This is a genomic window from Pseudarthrobacter sp. SL88, from assembly GCF_026672455.1.
Classification (GTDB): domain Bacteria; phylum Actinomycetota; class Actinomycetes; order Actinomycetales; family Micrococcaceae; genus Arthrobacter.
In genome coordinates this window covers 1,309,513-1,326,549 of sequence record NZ_JAPPRD010000001.1, presented here as the reverse complement: position 1 = coordinate 1,326,549, position 17,037 = coordinate 1,309,513, and the positions used below count along the sequence as shown (strand labels likewise).

At 62.7% G+C, this 17,037-nt stretch carries 12 protein-coding genes; 5 read left to right on the top strand and 7 right to left on the bottom strand.

What is annotated here, in order from left to right:
- Positions 1 to 14 precede the first annotated feature (14 nt).
- From OVA06_RS06075 to OVA06_RS06065, 3 genes are all read left to right on the top strand, one after another.
- Positions 15 to 722: a glycosyltransferase gene (locus tag OVA06_RS06075; protein ID WP_442793524.1), complete on the top strand. Its 708-nt coding sequence runs from the start codon at positions 15 to 17 to the stop codon at positions 720 to 722.
- A complete protein-coding gene (locus OVA06_RS06070; protein WP_268157011.1) occupies positions 719 to 1,777 on the top strand; it encodes a glycosyltransferase in 1,059 nt (352 codons plus the stop codon). The genes OVA06_RS06075 and OVA06_RS06070 overlap by 4 nt, the downstream gene beginning before the upstream one ends.
- Before the next feature lie 183 nt (positions 1,778 to 1,960).
- Positions 1,961 to 3,172: a lipopolysaccharide biosynthesis protein gene (locus tag OVA06_RS06065; protein WP_056085023.1), complete on the top strand. Its 1,212-nt coding sequence runs from the start codon at positions 1,961 to 1,963 to the stop codon at positions 3,170 to 3,172.
- A 60-nt stretch (positions 3,173 to 3,232) separates the two neighbouring features.
- On the opposite strand, the gene OVA06_RS06060 is transcribed toward OVA06_RS06065, so the two are convergent.
- The 5 genes from OVA06_RS06060 to glf all read right to left on the bottom strand — a co-directional run bounded on the left by OVA06_RS06060 (position 3,233) and on the right by glf (position 10,174).
- Positions 3,233 to 5,248: a DUF6541 family protein gene (locus OVA06_RS06060; protein WP_268157008.1), complete on the bottom strand. Its 2,016-nt coding sequence runs from the start codon at positions 5,246 to 5,248 to the stop codon at positions 3,233 to 3,235.
- 113 nt (positions 5,249 to 5,361) lie between these two features.
- Entirely contained in the window at positions 5,362 to 6,087 is a 726-nt protein-coding gene (locus OVA06_RS06055; protein ID WP_045729775.1) for an ABC transporter ATP-binding protein, read from the bottom strand.
- Complete coding sequence (locus tag OVA06_RS06050) at positions 6,088 to 6,969, bottom strand: ABC transporter permease (protein WP_056085018.1); 882 nt, start codon at positions 6,967 to 6,969, stop codon at positions 6,088 to 6,090.
- Positions 6,966 to 8,990 (bottom strand): glycosyltransferase, encoded by a 2,025-nt coding sequence (locus OVA06_RS06045; RefSeq protein ID WP_056085014.1) that lies wholly within the window; start codon positions 8,988 to 8,990, stop codon positions 6,966 to 6,968. Before OVA06_RS06045 ends, OVA06_RS06050 begins: the two co-directional genes overlap by 4 nt.
- The gene (glf, locus tag OVA06_RS06040; protein WP_268157005.1) at positions 8,987 to 10,174 is read right to left on the bottom strand and encodes a UDP-galactopyranose mutase; all 1,188 of its coding nucleotides are present in this window, start codon (positions 10,172 to 10,174) and stop codon (positions 8,987 to 8,989) included. Before glf ends, OVA06_RS06045 begins: the two co-directional genes overlap by 4 nt.
- A gap of 234 nt (positions 10,175 to 10,408) precedes the next feature.
- Between glf and OVA06_RS06035 the strand changes: the two genes are divergently transcribed.
- Positions 10,409 to 14,482 (top strand): FtsK/SpoIIIE domain-containing protein, encoded by a 4,074-nt coding sequence (locus OVA06_RS06035; RefSeq protein WP_268157003.1) that lies wholly within the window; start codon positions 10,409 to 10,411, stop codon positions 14,480 to 14,482.
- Here the strand turns inward: OVA06_RS06035 and OVA06_RS06030 are convergent.
- Entirely contained in the window at positions 14,443 to 14,913 is a 471-nt protein-coding gene (locus OVA06_RS06030) for a hypothetical protein (RefSeq protein WP_442793523.1), read from the bottom strand. The two genes, OVA06_RS06035 and OVA06_RS06030, sit on opposite strands and share 40 nt — an antisense overlap.
- Before the next feature lie 249 nt (positions 14,914 to 15,162).
- Between OVA06_RS06030 and OVA06_RS06025 the strand changes: the two genes are divergently transcribed.
- Entirely contained in the window at positions 15,163 to 15,411 is a 249-nt protein-coding gene (locus tag OVA06_RS06025; RefSeq protein ID WP_015937605.1) for a WhiB family transcriptional regulator, read from the top strand.
- 135 nt (positions 15,412 to 15,546) lie between these two features.
- Here OVA06_RS06025 and OVA06_RS06020 read toward each other — a convergent pair whose 3' ends face one another.
- Positions 15,547 to 17,019, bottom strand: coding sequence for a sensor histidine kinase (locus OVA06_RS06020; RefSeq protein ID WP_261619191.1), 1,473 nt, complete (start codon positions 17,017 to 17,019; stop codon positions 15,547 to 15,549).
- Positions 17,020 to 17,037 lie beyond the last annotated feature (18 nt).

The window sequence follows — 17,037 nt, the reverse complement described above, 5'->3', positions numbered from 1 at the left end:
GGGTCTCCGTATGCATGGCAACGTATAACGGCCAGGACTACGTTGCAGAACAGATTCAATCCATCCTTTCCCAGCTGTCTCCGGAGGACGAACTCGTCATCGTGGACGATGCGTCAAAGGACTCCACGCTCGACGTCGTCCGTCGCCTTCAGGATCCGCGCATAGTTCTCCTGCCAAGCGCGGAAAACAAGGGTTACGTTGCGAGCTTCGAAAAGGCAGTCTCCTCCAGCAGGGGTGAGTACATCATGCTGTCGGACCAGGACGACATCTGGCTCCCCGGACGCGTGGAGACGTTGGTGAGTGCCCTGCAGACCAAGGATTTTGCCGCCAGTAATTTCACCGTGTTCGGCGGCCCGGCCAACAGGTATCACAAGGTTCAGCTCAAGGAATCGGACAGCGGCAGGTGGGTGGCCAACCTGGTCACCACGTGGATAGGCATTCGTCCCTACTACGGGTGCACCATGGCATTCCGGGCGGCAGCCAAGAAATTAATTCTCCCCTTCCCGGAGTTCCTGACCGAAACCCACGATCAATGGATCGCCATCGTCGCCAACCTCAACCGCAACATGGTCCACGTGGCAGCCCCCACCGTTGCCCGGCGACTGCACGACGAGAATACGACCCCGAAATCCCGCCGCCCGGTCGCGGTGATCCTGCGGGCCAGGATCATGCTTCTTCGCGCCATTTTTGTGGCCCTGGGCAGGAAGCCGGGAACTCCATGACATCGAAAGGGACCCCTGCGCCCCACCCATCCGGGGCGGGCACTTACGCCGGAACCTTCGGCGCGGTGGCGTTGGCCGCCTACAAGCCGGATCAGCCCATGTTTGCGCGCCAACTCCTGTCAATCCAGGCACAGACCCACACGGACTTCGTCTGTTTCATCTCGGTGGACGGCGACTACCAACAGGTTGCGGATATGGTCCGGCAGATTTGTGGCGGCGACGAGCGTTTCCAGGTTCTCGGGTACAGCAGCCGGCTTGGCTTCCACCACAACTTCGAGCGGGCCCTCAAAGCCGTTCCGGAGGAGGCCCGCTGGGTCGCCCTCAGCGACCAGGATGACTACTGGTATCCCGGAAAACTGACGGCGCTTCTCCCCCGCCTTGACGGCGCCGCCCTGGTTACAGGGCAGGCACGGGTAGTGTCGCCGGAAATTTCCGCAACTGACCCGGACCCCGCAAGAGGGACTCTCACCGATAGGAGAAATGTCGGGGCTGCGGACCTTATCGCCACTAACCAGGTCACCGGATCCCTGTGCGTGTTCCGGCGCGAAGTGCTTGAGACGGCTCTCCCCTTCCCGTCGTTGGCAGCGCCATCCCAGTATCACGACCACTGGCTTGCGCTATGCGCCCTCGCCTCCGGGGGCATCAGCATCCTTGATGAGGTCTTGCAGGATTACATCCAGCACGGCGGCAACGTGGTGGGCGAATCGCGGCAAAGCCTGCTCACTTCCATACGGAACACTCTCCGCTTCGTAAAGCGGTACGAAGGAAACACCTCGCTGCGGAGTATCTGCAGCATCATCTACAAGACCGGCCTCGGATGGCGGACGCTCATGGCGAGGACTCTGCTGGCACGCTCTATGCAGGCTGGCATCTCCACGGACCCGGAATTGCAGGATGCCCTGAACCTGTATGCACGGCCACGCGCGTGGCGCCTGTTCAGGGCCCTGTGGGACGGCGTGCGACGCAAGAACGTAGCTCCGATCCGGGCTGCTGAGATTTATCTCGGCGTCGTGCTCCCATGGAAGCGGCACAGCGGGATCAGCGATCCACGGTAACCCAGTGTTGTTCCGGGAGCACCGGCGATGAGGCTTGAGGCGGTGCTCCGGCACGATGTGGTTCGGGGTGATCAAACATCCCCGCACACGGCCCTGGTGCGCACAGCCATGCGGCTCTGGACCACCGGACGAAGCAGCCGCCACGGCCATCCGGCACCACCAACAGAAGGAAGCACTTAAAGCATGAAAGCTGTGTTGTTAAGATTGGCCGGCTTTACGGGGTTACCCCTGGTGTCGATACTGACCCCGTTCCTTCTTGTTCCCATCGTGGCACGCGTCGCCGGGGAGGGCGGCTGGTCCACCGTCGCGTCCGGGCAGGCTATCGGTGCCTTCGGCGGTGCGGTCATAGCTTGGAGTTGGAATACCCTCGGCCCCGTCGAGATAGCCCAAAACCCTTCTCCGCAGCACCGTGCCGAGGTCTACCGGCAAAGCCTGAGAACCAGGCTGGTCCTTTCTGCGCTGGTTTTCCCCTTCGTCTTTATTCTGGCCTGGCAGTTGGCAGCCCCTGGCCATCGGCTGGATGGAGCAGCAATGTCCCTGACGACAGCTGTAACTGGACTATCGCCGGCCTGGTATTGCATTGGCGCAGGAAAGCCCGCCCTTCTGGCAACGTTCGACGCGCTTCCGCGGGTTGCGGCCACAATTCTTGCCGTTCCCGTGATCTTGCTGACGACTCATATTTGGCTGTACGGAGTCATTCTGCTCGCGACTGTTGGCGTAAGCCTGGTCCTATTCCACCGCATCGTAGTCCCGGAGCGGGGTAAGACCTTCACTGCCTGGGGCGGAACTTGGCGCTACCTGCGCCAACACTTCGGACCGGCCGCTATCAGCTTGTCCGGCACAACCTACGCAGCAACTCCTGTCCCAATAGGCCAGGCCTTTGTGCCCAACACCCTTATGGCTGGATTCAGTTCCGCGGACACGGTCTACCGCTTCGGTCTCTTCTCTGTGATGGCTTTGGGCAATACTTTCCAAGGCTGGACTTTGGAGCCGCAGGAAGCCAGCCCGAAGAAGCGCCACGCCGCCGCCATCGTGTCCCACCTTGCACTGGGTCTCGCGGGAGCTGCCTTCCTGGCTATCCTGGGACCCCTGGCTACGGAGATCATCCTTGGATCCGTCAACAAGGCAGGCCAAGCGACATGCGCTCTCTACGGCCTGTCATTCCTTTTCATCTCCGCCAGCACTCCGTTCATCCGCAACCTCCTGCTCCCACAGGGCCGCCAGCGTCTCATCCTTGTCTGGACGCTGATCTCGGCCGTGATCGGCATTACCCTCATGTTTCTCGCGGCGACCCGCGGCTGGGTGGATGGCATCGCGCTGGCAATGGCCCTCAGCGAGGCGATTCTCTTCCTGGGCCTGCTGGTCCCAGGGCTACGCCTGCTGAAGAAGGCGTGAATAAAGCACCAGTTTCCGTCAACGCCACGGCACGTGGAGACGGGCGGGCCGGTCCTGCGTTCAGTTCCCGCAAAGCTGCAACTTGTATAGCTTTGCGTCGCCTTCCGAATCTTCAAGAGTGGCCATGCCCGCGGCAATGAGGCTGTCCAGCCCCTTATAACCGCTGTCCCGGCCGTGCACTTCACGGTGGCCGAAGTCCAGTATGTAATCGATGTTCAGTTTCTGGACCGCAGGGCATACTGCAGGATCGCCTTTGGACGGGGTAGGCCCGTTAAGGAGCGCTCCCGTCCCGTCAGGAACGGCGCTAAGGATGTGCAGCTGGATGAGCTTTCGGTCTGCCAAGGCATAAGCCAGGGAACTGCCGTTCCAGGGATTCCCCACCATCACGGCGTCCTCCGGCACTTCCTCCGAAAGGCGGTCAATCAGCTCCAGCTCATCACTCGAGATGAGGGGTGAGTCAGCAGAAAGCCTGTATGAACCGGCCATTGAGTCCTGCGCCTGGCGCACGCTTCCACGCTGTGTGAGCACACCCAGCGCCAGAACTGCAATCAGGCCAGCAACCACCATGTAGGTTGCCGGCTTTACACGGGCGCCCTTTTCGAAGGGTTTGTCCCGTTCCGCTGCAGTCTTCCGCTGCACAATGCCCGCGCTGCGAGTGGCTCCCCGAAGCAGTAGTTCCCAAGCGCAAACGGCGCCACGGGTGGCAAGGGGAATCGTAACCAACGGCAAGAGCGCGGCAAGCCGGGGAGGATCGTTGTACCAGATCCCCGTCCAGTAGGTCCGGAAGTCGTCGGCGGGGAAAGAACTGACCACAACAAAGAGGAACGCCGCTACAGCATAGGTTCCCAACCACCACAGCTGCCGGCCGGACCTGACCACCACGAAGATGCCAACGAGGGTCAGTGCCATGATGGCCCATGCTACGGGGCGGCCAATCGCGGAGCTGGCGATGACTTCTCCGATGGCCTGGCCGCTACTCTCAACAGGTGGCCAAAAGGCCGCCTCCGCCGGTGGCCGGACGAGGTCCCAGAGAATGCGTACAACGACGACGACGATCACGCCCAACGCCACCAGGGCCGCTGTGGCTGTCCAGCGGGTCCGCCCGCGCGCGGAAGTCAATGTTCGCACCAGAAAACGCACGTAGACGAAAACCGCAGGCGGAGACATCATGGCAATCCAGGCCATGGCGGCGCTGGGGTGGGCGAGGGCGACGCCCGGGAGTACTGCGAGGAGGACGAGTGCTCCGATGATCCTGGAATGGACCGGCACCGCGGACAATCCGAGTACTTCAAGCGAGATAGCCAGCACGAGGGGCAGGAGGGCAACGGCAAGGAAATTCGGGTACAGCACCCCAAAATCGAGCAATGAAATGGGAAAGGCGCCAAAACCGGCAGACAGGACACCGGCGGACAGGACCACCGCGGGCCGGTCGCCCCAGACGGAGCGAGCGAGATACAGGCAGCCAAGGGGCCAGACAACGGCGGCGACGACAATGTTGATCACATTGACCGAGACCGGTATACCGCCGCCGCCAAGGCTGGCCAGCAACGAAACAAGGTCGTGCCATGCCGCGGGGTACGAGGCCGCACCGGTCATCTCATTGAGCGTCAGGGATGAGCCGGAGCCGGTATCGAGGATGTACCGGATCGCGTTGAGATGAAAGACATTGTCAAATGTCTGTGAAAATGACTCCGGGTGTCCGATGGCTTCCACAAGCCGGCGCGAAACCAAAAAGGCTGCCATGGCAACCGCCAACACGATGGAACCCAGGACCCAACGCGGATTGCCGCCGTCGTGCGGCTGAACCATCGCGCCCTTCTTCGCCACCACAGCCGACGCCGCAAAAGCCATTCCGGCCAAAATGGCAGTGATAGCAAGGACTGGCAGCAGTGACCACCGGATCCCCGCGAACGGAGCCACGATCGCAGCAACGGCCACTACCGACACGCTGATTCCCGGCGCCAGGGCGAAGATACGGAATCCCCTCAGCCTGGCTGCCGCACCCACGGCGAGTCCCGGAATGAACAGCAAAGCCGCTGCCAGGACAAACTGTGGGACTGTATCAAACCAGGACAAGAATCCTCCGAAAATTCAGTGGCACAGCGGCCAGAGCGGCACTCCGTGCCACAGACTTTGACGATAAGGGACCATCATCCGCCCCGAAGCGAACGTCCTCGCGCCGCTAACTGTCAGGCGCGCAGAATCGAAACTGCCTCGTGGATTGGTCCATCGAATTTCACGTTACCGTGCTCCAGGAGGATTCCCCGGTCGCAAATGCGGGAGACCAGATCCAGGTCGTGACTCACCACGACCAGCGTCTTTCCGTCGCGGGCGAGTTCCTGGATCTTGTCGATGCACTTCCGCTGGAAAGGCTCGTCGCCCACGGCCAGAATCTCATCTATGAGGAACACCTCGGGATCAGTATGGACGGCAACGGAAAATGCGAGCCTTAAATACATTCCTGACGAGTAGAACTTGACCTCGGTATCAATGAACTGCCCGATCTCGGAAAATTCGACAATATCGTCGAATCGGTCCTTGACCTGCTGCTCGGTCATTCCCAGGATGGCGCCATTGAGGAAGACGTTGTCCCGGCCGGACAGGTCGGGGTGGAAGCCGGCGCCCACTTCAATGAGGCCCGCCACCCGCCCCCTGGTCCTCACGGTTCCCGAATCCGGCAGCATCACTCCGGAGATGTGCTTCAGCAATGTCGATTTGCCGGAACCATTAAGGCCCAGCAGCGCCACGGTTTCCCCCGTTTTGACATCGACAGAGACGTTCTTCAGCGCATGGAACTTCTCGGACAGGTCGCCTTTACGGCCCTTGACCAACCAAACAACTGCTTCCTTGATGGAGCGTGTGTGCCGGAGGACGAACTGCTTGCTGATGTCTGAAACTTCAATTGCGTTGACCACTCACAGCTCCTGAGCGAAGCGGCCCTCGAGCCGCCGGAAGGTGAACTGACCCAAAATAACAATGGCCAGGGCGATGACCAGGCCCAGGGGTGTCCACAGGGTGAAGAGATTTGGTGGCATAGCGGTGGTGCCATCTGTCGTGGGGAACCAGAACGCGTAATGGAACAGTTCCACACCAATGGTGATGGGGTTCGCCTGGTAAATGGCAAACCACGTTGAACCGAGTTTTGCTTCCACCATCGACCACGCATACATCACCGGCGAAGCCCAGGTAGCAACCATCAGGAGCATGTCCACGAGATTCTCCGAATCCCGGAAGTACACATTGGCAGATCCGAAAAGCAGGCCAAGGCCGGTGGCCAGCAGGCCCACGATCACGAAACCTGCGACAGCTGCCAGCAGCTGGAACACGCTCGGATGCCATCCTGCCAGCAGGCACCCAGCCACCAGGACTACCAGCTGCGGGAAAAAGTGAACCGCGGAGACCCACACAGAGGCAACCGGGAAAAGCTCACGTGGCAGGTAAATCTTCTTGATCAGGTTCCCGTTGTTCACAATTGAACGGGACGCATTTCCCAGCGCCTCGGAGAAGAAGTTGATCAGAACGATCCCCGAGAAAAGGTAGACCGCATAGTTCGGAAGACCTTCAGGGTTCCTGGCGCTGCGCTCCAGCCCCAGGAATACACCAAGGGCAACATAGAAGACGACGAACTGAACGCCGGGTTTTACGTAGGACCACAGGAGTCCGAGAACGGACCCGCGGTAGCGGACCTTGAGTTCCTTGCGGACCAACAGCTTGAGGAGGAATCCGGACTGCCGGATGTCCCGCAGTCCACCCCCAAGCCCTGGACTTGTCAGTTCGGCCGGTGACGATGCACTCACTTGATTTCGTTCTGCGTATGTTGCTCGAACGTCTTCCTCCACGACTCCATCGACGTCAGGTCCGCTACAGCTGCCTTGTACTTCCGGCTGAGCGCGGGCCATTCCTTGAGCAGCGCGGAGTGCAGTCGCGCACTCTCTGCCAGCATCTTCCTCAGTTGCTTGGGGTCCCGCTTGTACCAGGACGCACCGGTCCCCTCGGCGTTCGAGACTACTGCACTGTCATACTGCGCCATGCGCCACCACCGGTTGTCCTGGTGGGCAATGGTCGTTTGCGGACGTTCGGTGCTGGTTTCCTTCACCGGGCTCGCCAGCTGGCGGACGACGGTTTTCGCTGCCCAGGGAAGCAGGGAAATCTTGGACGGCTGGGCCGGCCCGTGTCCCCGGCGCGGCGGCTTGTCCATCTTCGCCGCCGGGAAGTCCTCAGGATTCGGTTTGAAGACGGCGTCGGGGTGCGCGGACATCATTTCGCGGATCTGGGGCAGCTTGGCCGGCAGAAGGTCAGGCAGGGCTTCGGGGCCCTTCAGGACATCTTCGAGCGCCCACTGGCGGCCCTGCGCCGTGGCGTACTGCATGGAAACAAGGTGTTTGACATCGGCATACTGCGATTCTTTAATCACGCGCCCGCCGAACTCGTAAGGACTGTGAAGCAGCGCGGCCACCACACGGTTCCGGGCGTGGAAGTACGCCTGCCAACCGACGAGGTCGTCCTTGTCAATCCAGGAAACGTGCCACACGGCCGATCCCGGAAGAGAGACCGTGGAGTAACCGTGGGCCTTCGCACGCAGCCCATACTCCGAGTCGTCCCATTTGATGAACAACGGAAGGGAGAGTCCAATTTCCCGGATTACCTCCGTGGGAATCAGGCACATCCACCACCCGTTGTAGTCAACGTCGCAGCGGCGGTGCAGCCAGGAAGTCTGACGAAGGTTGGAGGACTGGAAGTCGTGACCCAGGATCATTTCGTCGCTGGGCAGCGACGGCTGGAACCGGTAGGGGTTGACCACCTCTCCGAAGGTGTGCAGCACGGTCCGGTTATAGAGGTCGAACATGTGTCCGCCCACCAGCGTGGGCGTCTTGCAGCGATCAGCGAAGGTCAGCAGCCGGATGATGCTTTCCGGTTCCACGACGACGTCGTCATCCATCAGCAGTGCGTAGTCGCTGCCGTTTTCGACGGCTTCGAACATGCCGCGGGCGAATCCGCCCGACCCGCCGAGGTTGGACTGGTTAATGATGCGCAACTTGCCGTTGAGCATCTTTTTGATGTCGTCAAACCCGTCCGCATCGGCGAGCTTCTGGGTCCCCTGGTCCACAATCAGGATTTCCTGTACGTGGTCGAGGGCCTCTTTGCTTTCGGCCAGGAGCCGGAGGTTGTTGAGGCAGAAGTCGGTCTTGTTCAGGGTGGTGATCTGGAGCGTTACGGAGCCGGGGCTGCTCTCAACGGCGGGGCCCTGCCATTCCGCATCGAGCATCACCAGTGGCTCAGTTCCTGCCAACAGGTCGAACCAATACCAACCGCCGTCACCGAAAGGTGCCAGCGACAGTTCGAAGAAGTTCTCGGCAGTACCCTCAACGCGGCGCGTGTCTACGCGCTGCAGGGATCCGCGGGCGTTCGACTTGTACACGATGACAGAACCAGCGCCCTGCGTGCGGACCTGCAGCCGGACCTTGTCCACAGTGGTCCAGCGCCGCCAGTAGCTGGCAGGAAAGGCATTGAAGTAGCTGCCGAAGGACACCCGTTCGCCCGACCGTACGGAAGTCGAGTGCCGTGAGAGGAAATCCTCCACGTGCGCTTCCTTGGTGGGGCTGCTGATGGTTCGGGCTTTGGGGGTTTTCCCGTCCCGGTCGCCGGCTGTAGGCAACTGGATCCCTGTGGCAGTGCCCATGTCCATGTAGAGGGGAACAGTGTCCATCTGGCTGGCGCTGGGGAGGATCACGCGCTGCAGCGTCTGCCACTGCTGGCCGGATTCCACGGCGCCGCCCTCGGCCTTGTCCTGGTTCTTGGTATCGGTGGGGACGCTCATGCGTCGACTCCTCCGCTTTCGATGTCGGCTCCCGCCTCGAAGTGAGGACGGATTTTGTTGTCGAACATGGTCAGGGCAGAACCGATGGCCATGTGCATGTCAAGGTACTTGTAGGTGCCCAGGCGGCCACCGAACAGGACGTCCTTTTCGCCGGCCGCGAGATCGCGGTACTTGAGCAGCCGGTCACGGTCTGCCGAAGTGTTGATCGGGTAGTAGGGCTCGTCGTCCTTCTCGGCAAAGCGCGAGAACTCGCGCATGATGACGGTTTTTTCCGTCTGGTACTCCCGCTCGGGGTGGAAGTGACGGGGCTCGATAACGCGGGTGTAGGCCACGTCTTCGTCGTTGTAGTTGACCACGGACGTACCCTGGAAGTCGCCGACATCGAGCACTTCCTCTTCGAAATCAATCGTGCGCCAGGACAGGTCTCCCTCGGCGTAATCGAAGTAGCGGTCAACGGGCCCCGTGTACACGACCGGAATATTGCCGACGACCTTGTTCTTGCTGTATTCGTGCGACTCATCAAAGAAGTCCGTGTTCAGGCGGACCTCGATGTTCGGGTGCTCCGCCATCTTTTCGATCCAGGCCGTGTAACCGTTGGTGGGCAGGCCCTCGTACTTGTCGTTGAAGTACCGGTTGTCGTAGTTGTAGCGAACCGGGAGCCGCGAGATGATCCCGGCGGGAAGGTCCTTCGGGTCCGTCTGCCACTGCTTGCCCGTGTAGTGCTTGATGAAGGCTTCGTACAGGGGGCGCCCGATCAGCTGGATTCCCTTGTCGTTGAGGTTCTGTGGGTCGGTGCCTGCAAGTTCTCCGGCCTGCTCCTGGATCAGGTCCTTGGCCTGGCCCGGAGTGAGGTTTGCCCGGAAGAACTGGTTGATGGTGGCGAGGTTGATGGGGAGGGAGTAAACCTCACCCTTGTGAACCCCGTAAACCTTGTGCACGTAGTTGGTAAAGCTGGTGAACCGGTTGACGTACTCCCACACGCGTTCGTTTGAAGTGTGGAACAGGTGGGCACCATAGCGGTGCACCTCGATGCCTGTCTGCTCTTCCTTTTCGCTGTAGGCGTTTCCGCCGATGTGGTGGCGACGGTCGAGGACAACGACCTTCAAGCCGAGCTCAGTGGCGGCCTGTTCTGCGATTGTCAGGCCAAAAAAGCCGGACCCTACGATGACGAGGTCAGCGGTCACAAAATCTCCTGGTTCGAATGCGGGCAGCGCAATGTTGAGCATTGTCTGCTGCTCTAGCCTACCCGAGTGACTGCAGCGCCAGTCGAATCGGCCGCAGGCACTGGCCCGGCGAATTGCCCATGAGCCAGCTGCGTCCCAGAGGGCACGGAACGTTTTCCACATAGCCCATGTTCGGGCCTGCCCGTTCGGAGCCTGTCTCTTAGCTTGGAAACTACGTTCAAAGGAATCCACCACATGACACTCCACTGCACGTTGGTAAGAGCAGCCGGCCCTGGTTCCGGCGACGATCCACTGGAGCTGACCATTGAGGCTCCCGCCGGAACCGCAGGGACGGAAATCCACCACCATCTTGCCCGCCAGTTCGGCACGGGGGAGATTACCGTCCGGGGAATCCGCCTGGGCTCGCTCAACGTTGGCACCGCTCCCCTTGTCACCGGCGCGGTACTCGTCGATGCCGGCGATGCCAGGCCGCCGCTCAGGAAGCAGCTGTCCCGGATTGCGGACGAGGCGGAGGCTGGGCTGGCACTGGCTGTCCACAGCGGCTCGGGAGCCGGCGCCGTTGTTGCCCTTGTCCGGGGCACCTACACAGTTGGCAGGAGCGGCGCACGGATCTCCATTGCTGACGCCGAAATGTCGCGGGAGCATGCGAAGCTGACCGTCACGGACACAGGCATCTTCATCGAAGACCTGGACAGCTCCAATGGAACGTGGGTGGATGGCCGGAGAGTCCGGAATGCGGCCGTGTCCACGGCCTCCGTCATCCGGTGCGGGACGTCGGTCATGTCCCTGATCTTCACGGACCGCCTGCCGGGGCACCTGGCGGACGCGGGCGCTTCGGTAGCGGACCCCATTCCCGTTACCGCCGGCACCGATCACGGAAATCGCGCAGTCCTCTTACTGACCGCGACGCTCCCCTTGGTCATCGGGGTCGGTTTGGCTGTCTTTACGGGAATGTGGATGTTCCTGGCGTTCGCCGGCGCCTCAGCCGTCTCGGTGCTGATTCCGCTGCTAACGGGGCGAAGGCAGCGGCGGGACAACGCAGCCGCAGTCGCTGCGGCTGTCCAGGAGGACAAGGAACGACGACGACGGGCCGGGCCGTCCCTGGCCTCACTCGCCTTGAGTGCGCCGCGCCTTGGATCCCACGGGAGAGGCGCCGGCGATGGCAGGATCTGGCTTCGACTCGGCTTGGGCGCACAGCCCGCGAATATCAGCGTCCAGCCCGCCGGCGCAGTCCGGGACCTGCCGTCCGCGGGTGCGGTGCCAATCCTCCTCAATCCGTCCCGGCCGGAGACAGTATTTCAAGGAGCACGCCCGGCGCTGGACGCCATGATCAGGGCGCTGGTCATGCAGTTGGCCGGTTATCCCCGGGGTACAGAGACCAGGGTGGTCATCCACGGCCGGCCGGAAGTCCTTCCCCTCGCTGCAAGGTTCCTTCCCCGCGTCGTCCTGACAGCAACCGGGGAGTCATGCCGACGGCATCTGTCCGAGAATTCTTCCGGGGGCTACCCGCACGAAGTCCTCATCATCGCCGGCCCGTCAGACTGCCGGGAAACGGACAACGCCCTTGCCGCTACTGCCATCCAGCTCGGATGGCAGGTCCTCAGGTTCATCACCACGGGAGAGCCAGCCAGTAGCGCTGATGTGGAACTGTCCGAGCCGGAATCCTCCTTACTTTGCCCGGAAGGCGATACGGGATTCGTTCCCGACTTGGCTCCTGCGACGGTCTTTGACGCATTTTGCCGGAACCTTGCAGCCGGAGCGGATGGCAGGGCGCGGGAAGACTGCGTCCCGGATACGTGCGCCCTGGAGGATGTCATGCCCTTATCCGCGGCCGCCACAGCTGCGCGGTGGGAGACGGCGGAACAGGCCACGGGGCTGGCAGTTCCGCTGGGACTCAGCGCCGGAGGCGTCAGGTCCTGGGACCTTGACGGCGACGGGCCACATCTTCTGGTGGCGGGTACCACCGGTTCGGGGAAGTCGGAGCTGCTGCGCACCCTCGTTGTTGCGCTGGCACTAAGTCACCCGCCCGAACTGGTGAACTTCCTCTTCGTTGACTTCAAGGGCGGCTCCGGACTCGGGCCGTTAGCCGACCTCGTGCACTGTGTTGGGCTGCTGACTGACTTGTCCGCCAGTGAGCTGGACCGCACGCTCGCCTCATTGCGGGCTGAGATCCGGCTCCGTGAGGAGGCCCTCGCCGCGGCAAACGTGCCGGATCTGGCGTCCTACCGGTCCACGCCGGATGTTGCAGGCCCCGCGCTCCCCCATCTCGTCATCGTCATCGATGAGTTCAGAATGCTCGTGGATGACGCACCGGAGGTCCTGCGGGAGCTGATGCGCATTGCCGCCATCGGACGTTCCCTTGGCATCCATTTGGTGATGGCCACTCAGCGGCCGCAGGGAGCACTGACAGCCGATATCAGGGCCAACGTGACGTCGAGCATTGCCCTGCGGGTACAGTCCGACATGGAATCCCATGACATTATCGGCACCAAAGCTGCGGCAGGCATCGGAGTGGGCTGCCCAGGGCGCGCGTTCCTTGCACGTGGAACGGAACCTGCCCAGGAATTCCAGGCGGCAACACTGAACCTTTCCGTCGCGGAAACCCGGAACGACGCCCTTCACGTTCAGCGCACTTCTGATTTCCTGAGGGCGGGAGAAGGAGGTGCACCCCGCTGCCAAACGTCAACCCCGGCGCAGGCCGCACGGCCATACGTTGAATTGGTCCGCAGGCTTTGGGCAGCACGGGGTGGGTCACCTCCCCGGCACCCCGTAGCGCCTCCCCTTCCGCATGAGCTCCGGGAACCCGTGGTGACACCGGTGCAGGCAAACGGCCAGCAGGCATCCGGGTCTCGTCCGGAATGGTCTGTTGAGCTGGGCGCCATGGACCTGCCCCATGCCCAATGCGTCCTTCCCCTGACCTGGGAACCAGCCCGGCACGGCCACCTGGGGCTCGTTGGCTCTGCCTCCTCCGGCGCCGTTGAAGCCTTGGACCTCGCAGTACGCCGCCTGCTGGCGCACCCGCGTGAGTCACACTGCTACTTCCTCGATGCCCCGGGCGGACTCCAGCATGCCGCCGGCCATCAAAGGACGGGGGCCCATGCCGGCCTCCACGAACTCCGCCGCGCGGTCCGTGTACTGGAGCGGCTGGCCCGCGAACTTGGCCACCGCCTCAACCGCCCTGATGATTGGGCCACTCCGTTGGTGCTGGTCATCTCCGGGTGGGGATCCTGGGTTTCTGCCTTCAGGTCCGGACCGCTTGCGTGGGCTGAGGACGTGGTACAGGACCTGGTCCGGGACGGTCAGCGCGCCGGGATATCGGTCGCCATATCCGGGGAACGGGAACTGGCCACCGCCCGTTTTGGCGGCTCCCTGCAAAACCGGCTGTATTTCCCCGCAGCCTCCAACGAGGACAGCAGGCTCGCTTGGCCCAGGATGCCTTCCACGGAAAAGGTGAAAGGGCGGGCGGTGGCCTTCGGACCATTCGCAGGAAGCGAGCCCGTGGTCTGCCAGGTCTATGACCTCGCCATAGCGGACCAGTGGCACCAGGACACGGGCAGGGAGCTGAACGCCAAGCAGGGAACCCTGCCCTTCCGGATTGAGTCATTGCCCCCGCTCGTCTCAGCGACGGACGTTCAGGAGTCTGCAACGAACCCGGTCTCATCCGTGGCCGCCGCCGGGTCCACCCCGCCCGGACTTCTGATCGGCGTGGGTGGGGACGAGCTCTCCCCGGTCCGCCTGCACGTACCCGCCGGCGGCGTTTTCACCATTCTGGGCCGCCCCGCCGGCGGTAAAACGAACAGCCTCCGCGCGCTACGGATCCTCAACCCGGAAACCTGCTGGGTGCATCCGCCGGATGCCGCAGAGCCGGACAGGTTTTGGACATCACTGCGCCTGGACGCCGCGTCCCGGGCTCCGGCGGGGAGCCGGGTCCTGATCGCCGACGATGCTGACCACCTGTCTCCCGATGCGCTGACTGCACTGGCGGAACTCCAGTCACGGGGCCACACCGTCATGTTGACAGCAAACTACAATCCCCTGCTGCTGCAACGCCTCCCCCTTGTTATGGCGTCCAGGGCTCACGGCGCCGGAATGCTGCTCGCGCCGCGCTCCATGGCGGACGGGGACCTCTTCGGCGTCCGCTTCGAGGCGGAGCCCGCTGCTCCGCCGGGCAGGGCAGTGCTGATTTCCGGAGGAGGGTCCGCCGCCCTCCAGGTTGCCTGGGCGCCGCCCGGGGCTGAGGCCGGCGGCAGCGGCGGCAGCAAAACTGGCTACAAGGCCGGCGGCACTCCGCCGGCCCGGGAAGCATAGGCGATAACGCTGCTGTGGAACAGGAGCACAAGGGCTGCCACCGCAGGGACAACCATCGCCAATCCAGCAAGGATCAGGCCGCTGGTCAGGGTGGGGAAACCGATCGTCAGAACGAACAGTTGGGCCACCAGGGCCGCCGCACGGGTCCACCGGAACCCGCGGTACAGGAAATGACCCACCGCGAACAACCACGCCGAAAAGGCGAGCAAAAGCCCGAGGGTAAACACCGCACCCCAGAACGACAGGACGGGGCTCCCCGATACCAGCTCGAATGCGTACCATGCAGCTGCCGCCAGGAGGGCCGTCGCCTCGGCCGCAACCACCACGGCAATAAGGACAGCGGCGCGGGGAGGCCGCACCTTCCCTGATGCAACGGCACCGTCCTGGCCGGGGTGGGTTCCCCCGGGAGGGGGCGGGGACTCTGCAGGCATGGAAGGGGGTCTTGACACACTGGCACCATACCCGACATAGTCGGAGACTGGTGAGGGCCAGCGCCAGCAGTGTGATGTATCGCTCAGCATTCCCGGGATATCAAGCGTTATTACCCCTTGTTTACACAGCGTTAACATGACAGGCTTGATGAAGATGACCAAGGGGGCCCTGCCGGGCCCTTTTCCTTTGTAGCTACTAGTGAATAATTTCACAAAGGGCGATTCCCAGAAATGGAGCAACTAATCAGCATGGATTGGCGTAACCGCGCAGCGTGCCTCGAGAAGGATCCTGAACTCTTCTTCCCCGTCGGGAACACGGGGCCGGCCCTCCTGCAGATCGAGGAAGCCAAAAGTGTCTGCCGCCGGTGCCCGGTAGTCGATACCTGCCTTCAGTGGGCACTTGAGTCCGGCCAGGACGCCGGCGTCTGGGGCGGCATGAGCGAAGACGAGCGCCGCGCCCTTAAGCGCCGGGCAGCCCGGGCACGCCGCGCTTCATAAGCGGCAGGCCCTCGGACATACAGCGGAAGGATATCCGCCAAATAGAAAGAGTCCCGGCAGCAACCGATCAGGTTGCCGCCGGGGCTCTCTCCATTTAATGCCAAGGGACGCCGCCGGACAGCAGGCGCCGTCCGGCTACCGGCCCAAGAGGCTCAGGCGGATGCGGACCGCTGTGCCGCCGCCTTCGCGGGGCAGCCACTGGATGGTTCCGCCAAGCTCGCTGGTCACCAGGGTCCGCACGATCTGAAGGCCAAGACCCTCGACGTGCGGAGTATCCGGTAATCCCACGCCATTGTCGGCGATGGTCACGGTGAGCTCTTCGTCGTCGCCATCCTCGCCCTCCGCACGGTCGGCAATAAGCCACACCGTCCCTGCCCGCCCTTCAAGGCCATGTTCCACAGCGTTGGTGACCAGTTCGTTGATCACCAGTGCAAGGGGGGTGGCCAGGTCGCTGGGAAGCTCGCCGAAAGTGCCCGAACGTTCCGTCTTCACCTGCTGGGACGGTGAGGCGACCTCGGCGGACAGCCTGAACTGCCGACCAATCAGCTCATCGAAATCGACGCTCTGGGTCAGGCCCTGGGACAGGGTCTCGTGGACCAGCGCGATCGTAGCAACCCGGCGCATCGCCTGCTCCAGGCCTTGTTTGGCTTCCTCGCTCACCATCCGGCGCGACTGCATCCGCAGCAGGGCAGCCACGGTTTGAAGATTGTTTTTCACCCGGTGGTGGATTTCCCGGATGGTGGCGTCCTTGGTCACCAGCTCCATTTCCCGCCGCCTAAGCTCCGACACATCGCGGCACAGCACCAGGGCACCGAACCGTTGCTGTTCGTCACGAAGGGGAATCGCCCGCAGGGACAAGCTAACGCCGCGGGACTCGATTTCACTGCGCCACGGCATCCGGCCGGTAACAACCAGGGGCAAGGTTTCATCGACCATCCGACGGTCCTTGAGGAGGCTGGCAGTTACCTCCGCCAAGGAACGGCCCTCCAGCGATTCACCATCACCAAGCCGGCGGAAGGCAGAAACACCGTTGGGGCTGGCGTACTGCACCACGCCGTCGGCGTCGAGCCTGATCAATCCGTCCCCCACCCGCGGCGCGCCGCGGCGCGACCCCGTTGGCGAAGCGAAGTCGGGCCACAGGCCAAGCGTTCCCATCCGCAACAGGTCATAGGCGCACTGACGGTACGTCAGCTCAAGCCGGGACGGCATCCGTGAGCTGGACAGGTCCATGTGCGTAGTGACAACGGCCAGGGTCCGCCCATTCCGTACCATGGGGACAGCCTCGACCCGCAGTGCCATGTCACTGCTCCAGTTTGTCTCGCTGGAGCGCTCGATGGCCCTGCTGTTCCAGGCCTTGTCCACCAGGGGCCGAAGGTCGGAGCGGATGCCTTCGCCGACGAAGTCCCCGTGGAACACGGTGTGCGTAGTGGACGGCCGGACGTGCGCCAGCGCCACGTACCCGTATTCCGGATGCGGGAACCACAGTGCGAGGTCGGCGAAGGCCAGGTCCGCAACCATCTGCCAGTCCCCCACCAGCAGGTGAAGCCATTCGGCATCACCCGGGCCGAAATCGGCGTGCTCCCTGATGGGGTCGGTAAAGATTGCCACTGCACCTCCAGTTGCGAC

Coding starts and splice junctions, on each gene's coding strand:
- OVA06_RS06075 (WP_442793524.1), top strand. CDS start 15: ATGGCAACGTATAACGGCCAGGACTACGTTGCAGAACAGATTCAATCC.
- OVA06_RS06070 (WP_268157011.1), top strand. CDS start 719: ATGACATCGAAAGGGACCCCTGCGCCCCACCCATCCGGGGCGGGCACT.
- OVA06_RS06065 (WP_056085023.1), top strand. CDS start 1,961: ATGAAAGCTGTGTTGTTAAGATTGGCCGGCTTTACGGGGTTACCCCTG.
- OVA06_RS06045 (WP_056085014.1), bottom strand. CDS start 8,990: ATGAGCGTCCCCACCGATACCAAGAACCAGGACAAGGCCGAGGGCGGC.
- OVA06_RS06035 (WP_268157003.1), top strand. CDS start 10,409: ATGACACTCCACTGCACGTTGGTAAGAGCAGCCGGCCCTGGTTCCGGC.
- OVA06_RS06030 (WP_442793523.1), bottom strand. CDS start 14,913: ATGCCTGCAGAGTCCCCGCCCCCTCCCGGGGGAACCCACCCCGGCCAG.
- OVA06_RS06025 (WP_015937605.1), top strand. CDS start 15,163: ATGGATTGGCGTAACCGCGCAGCGTGCCTCGAGAAGGATCCTGAACTC.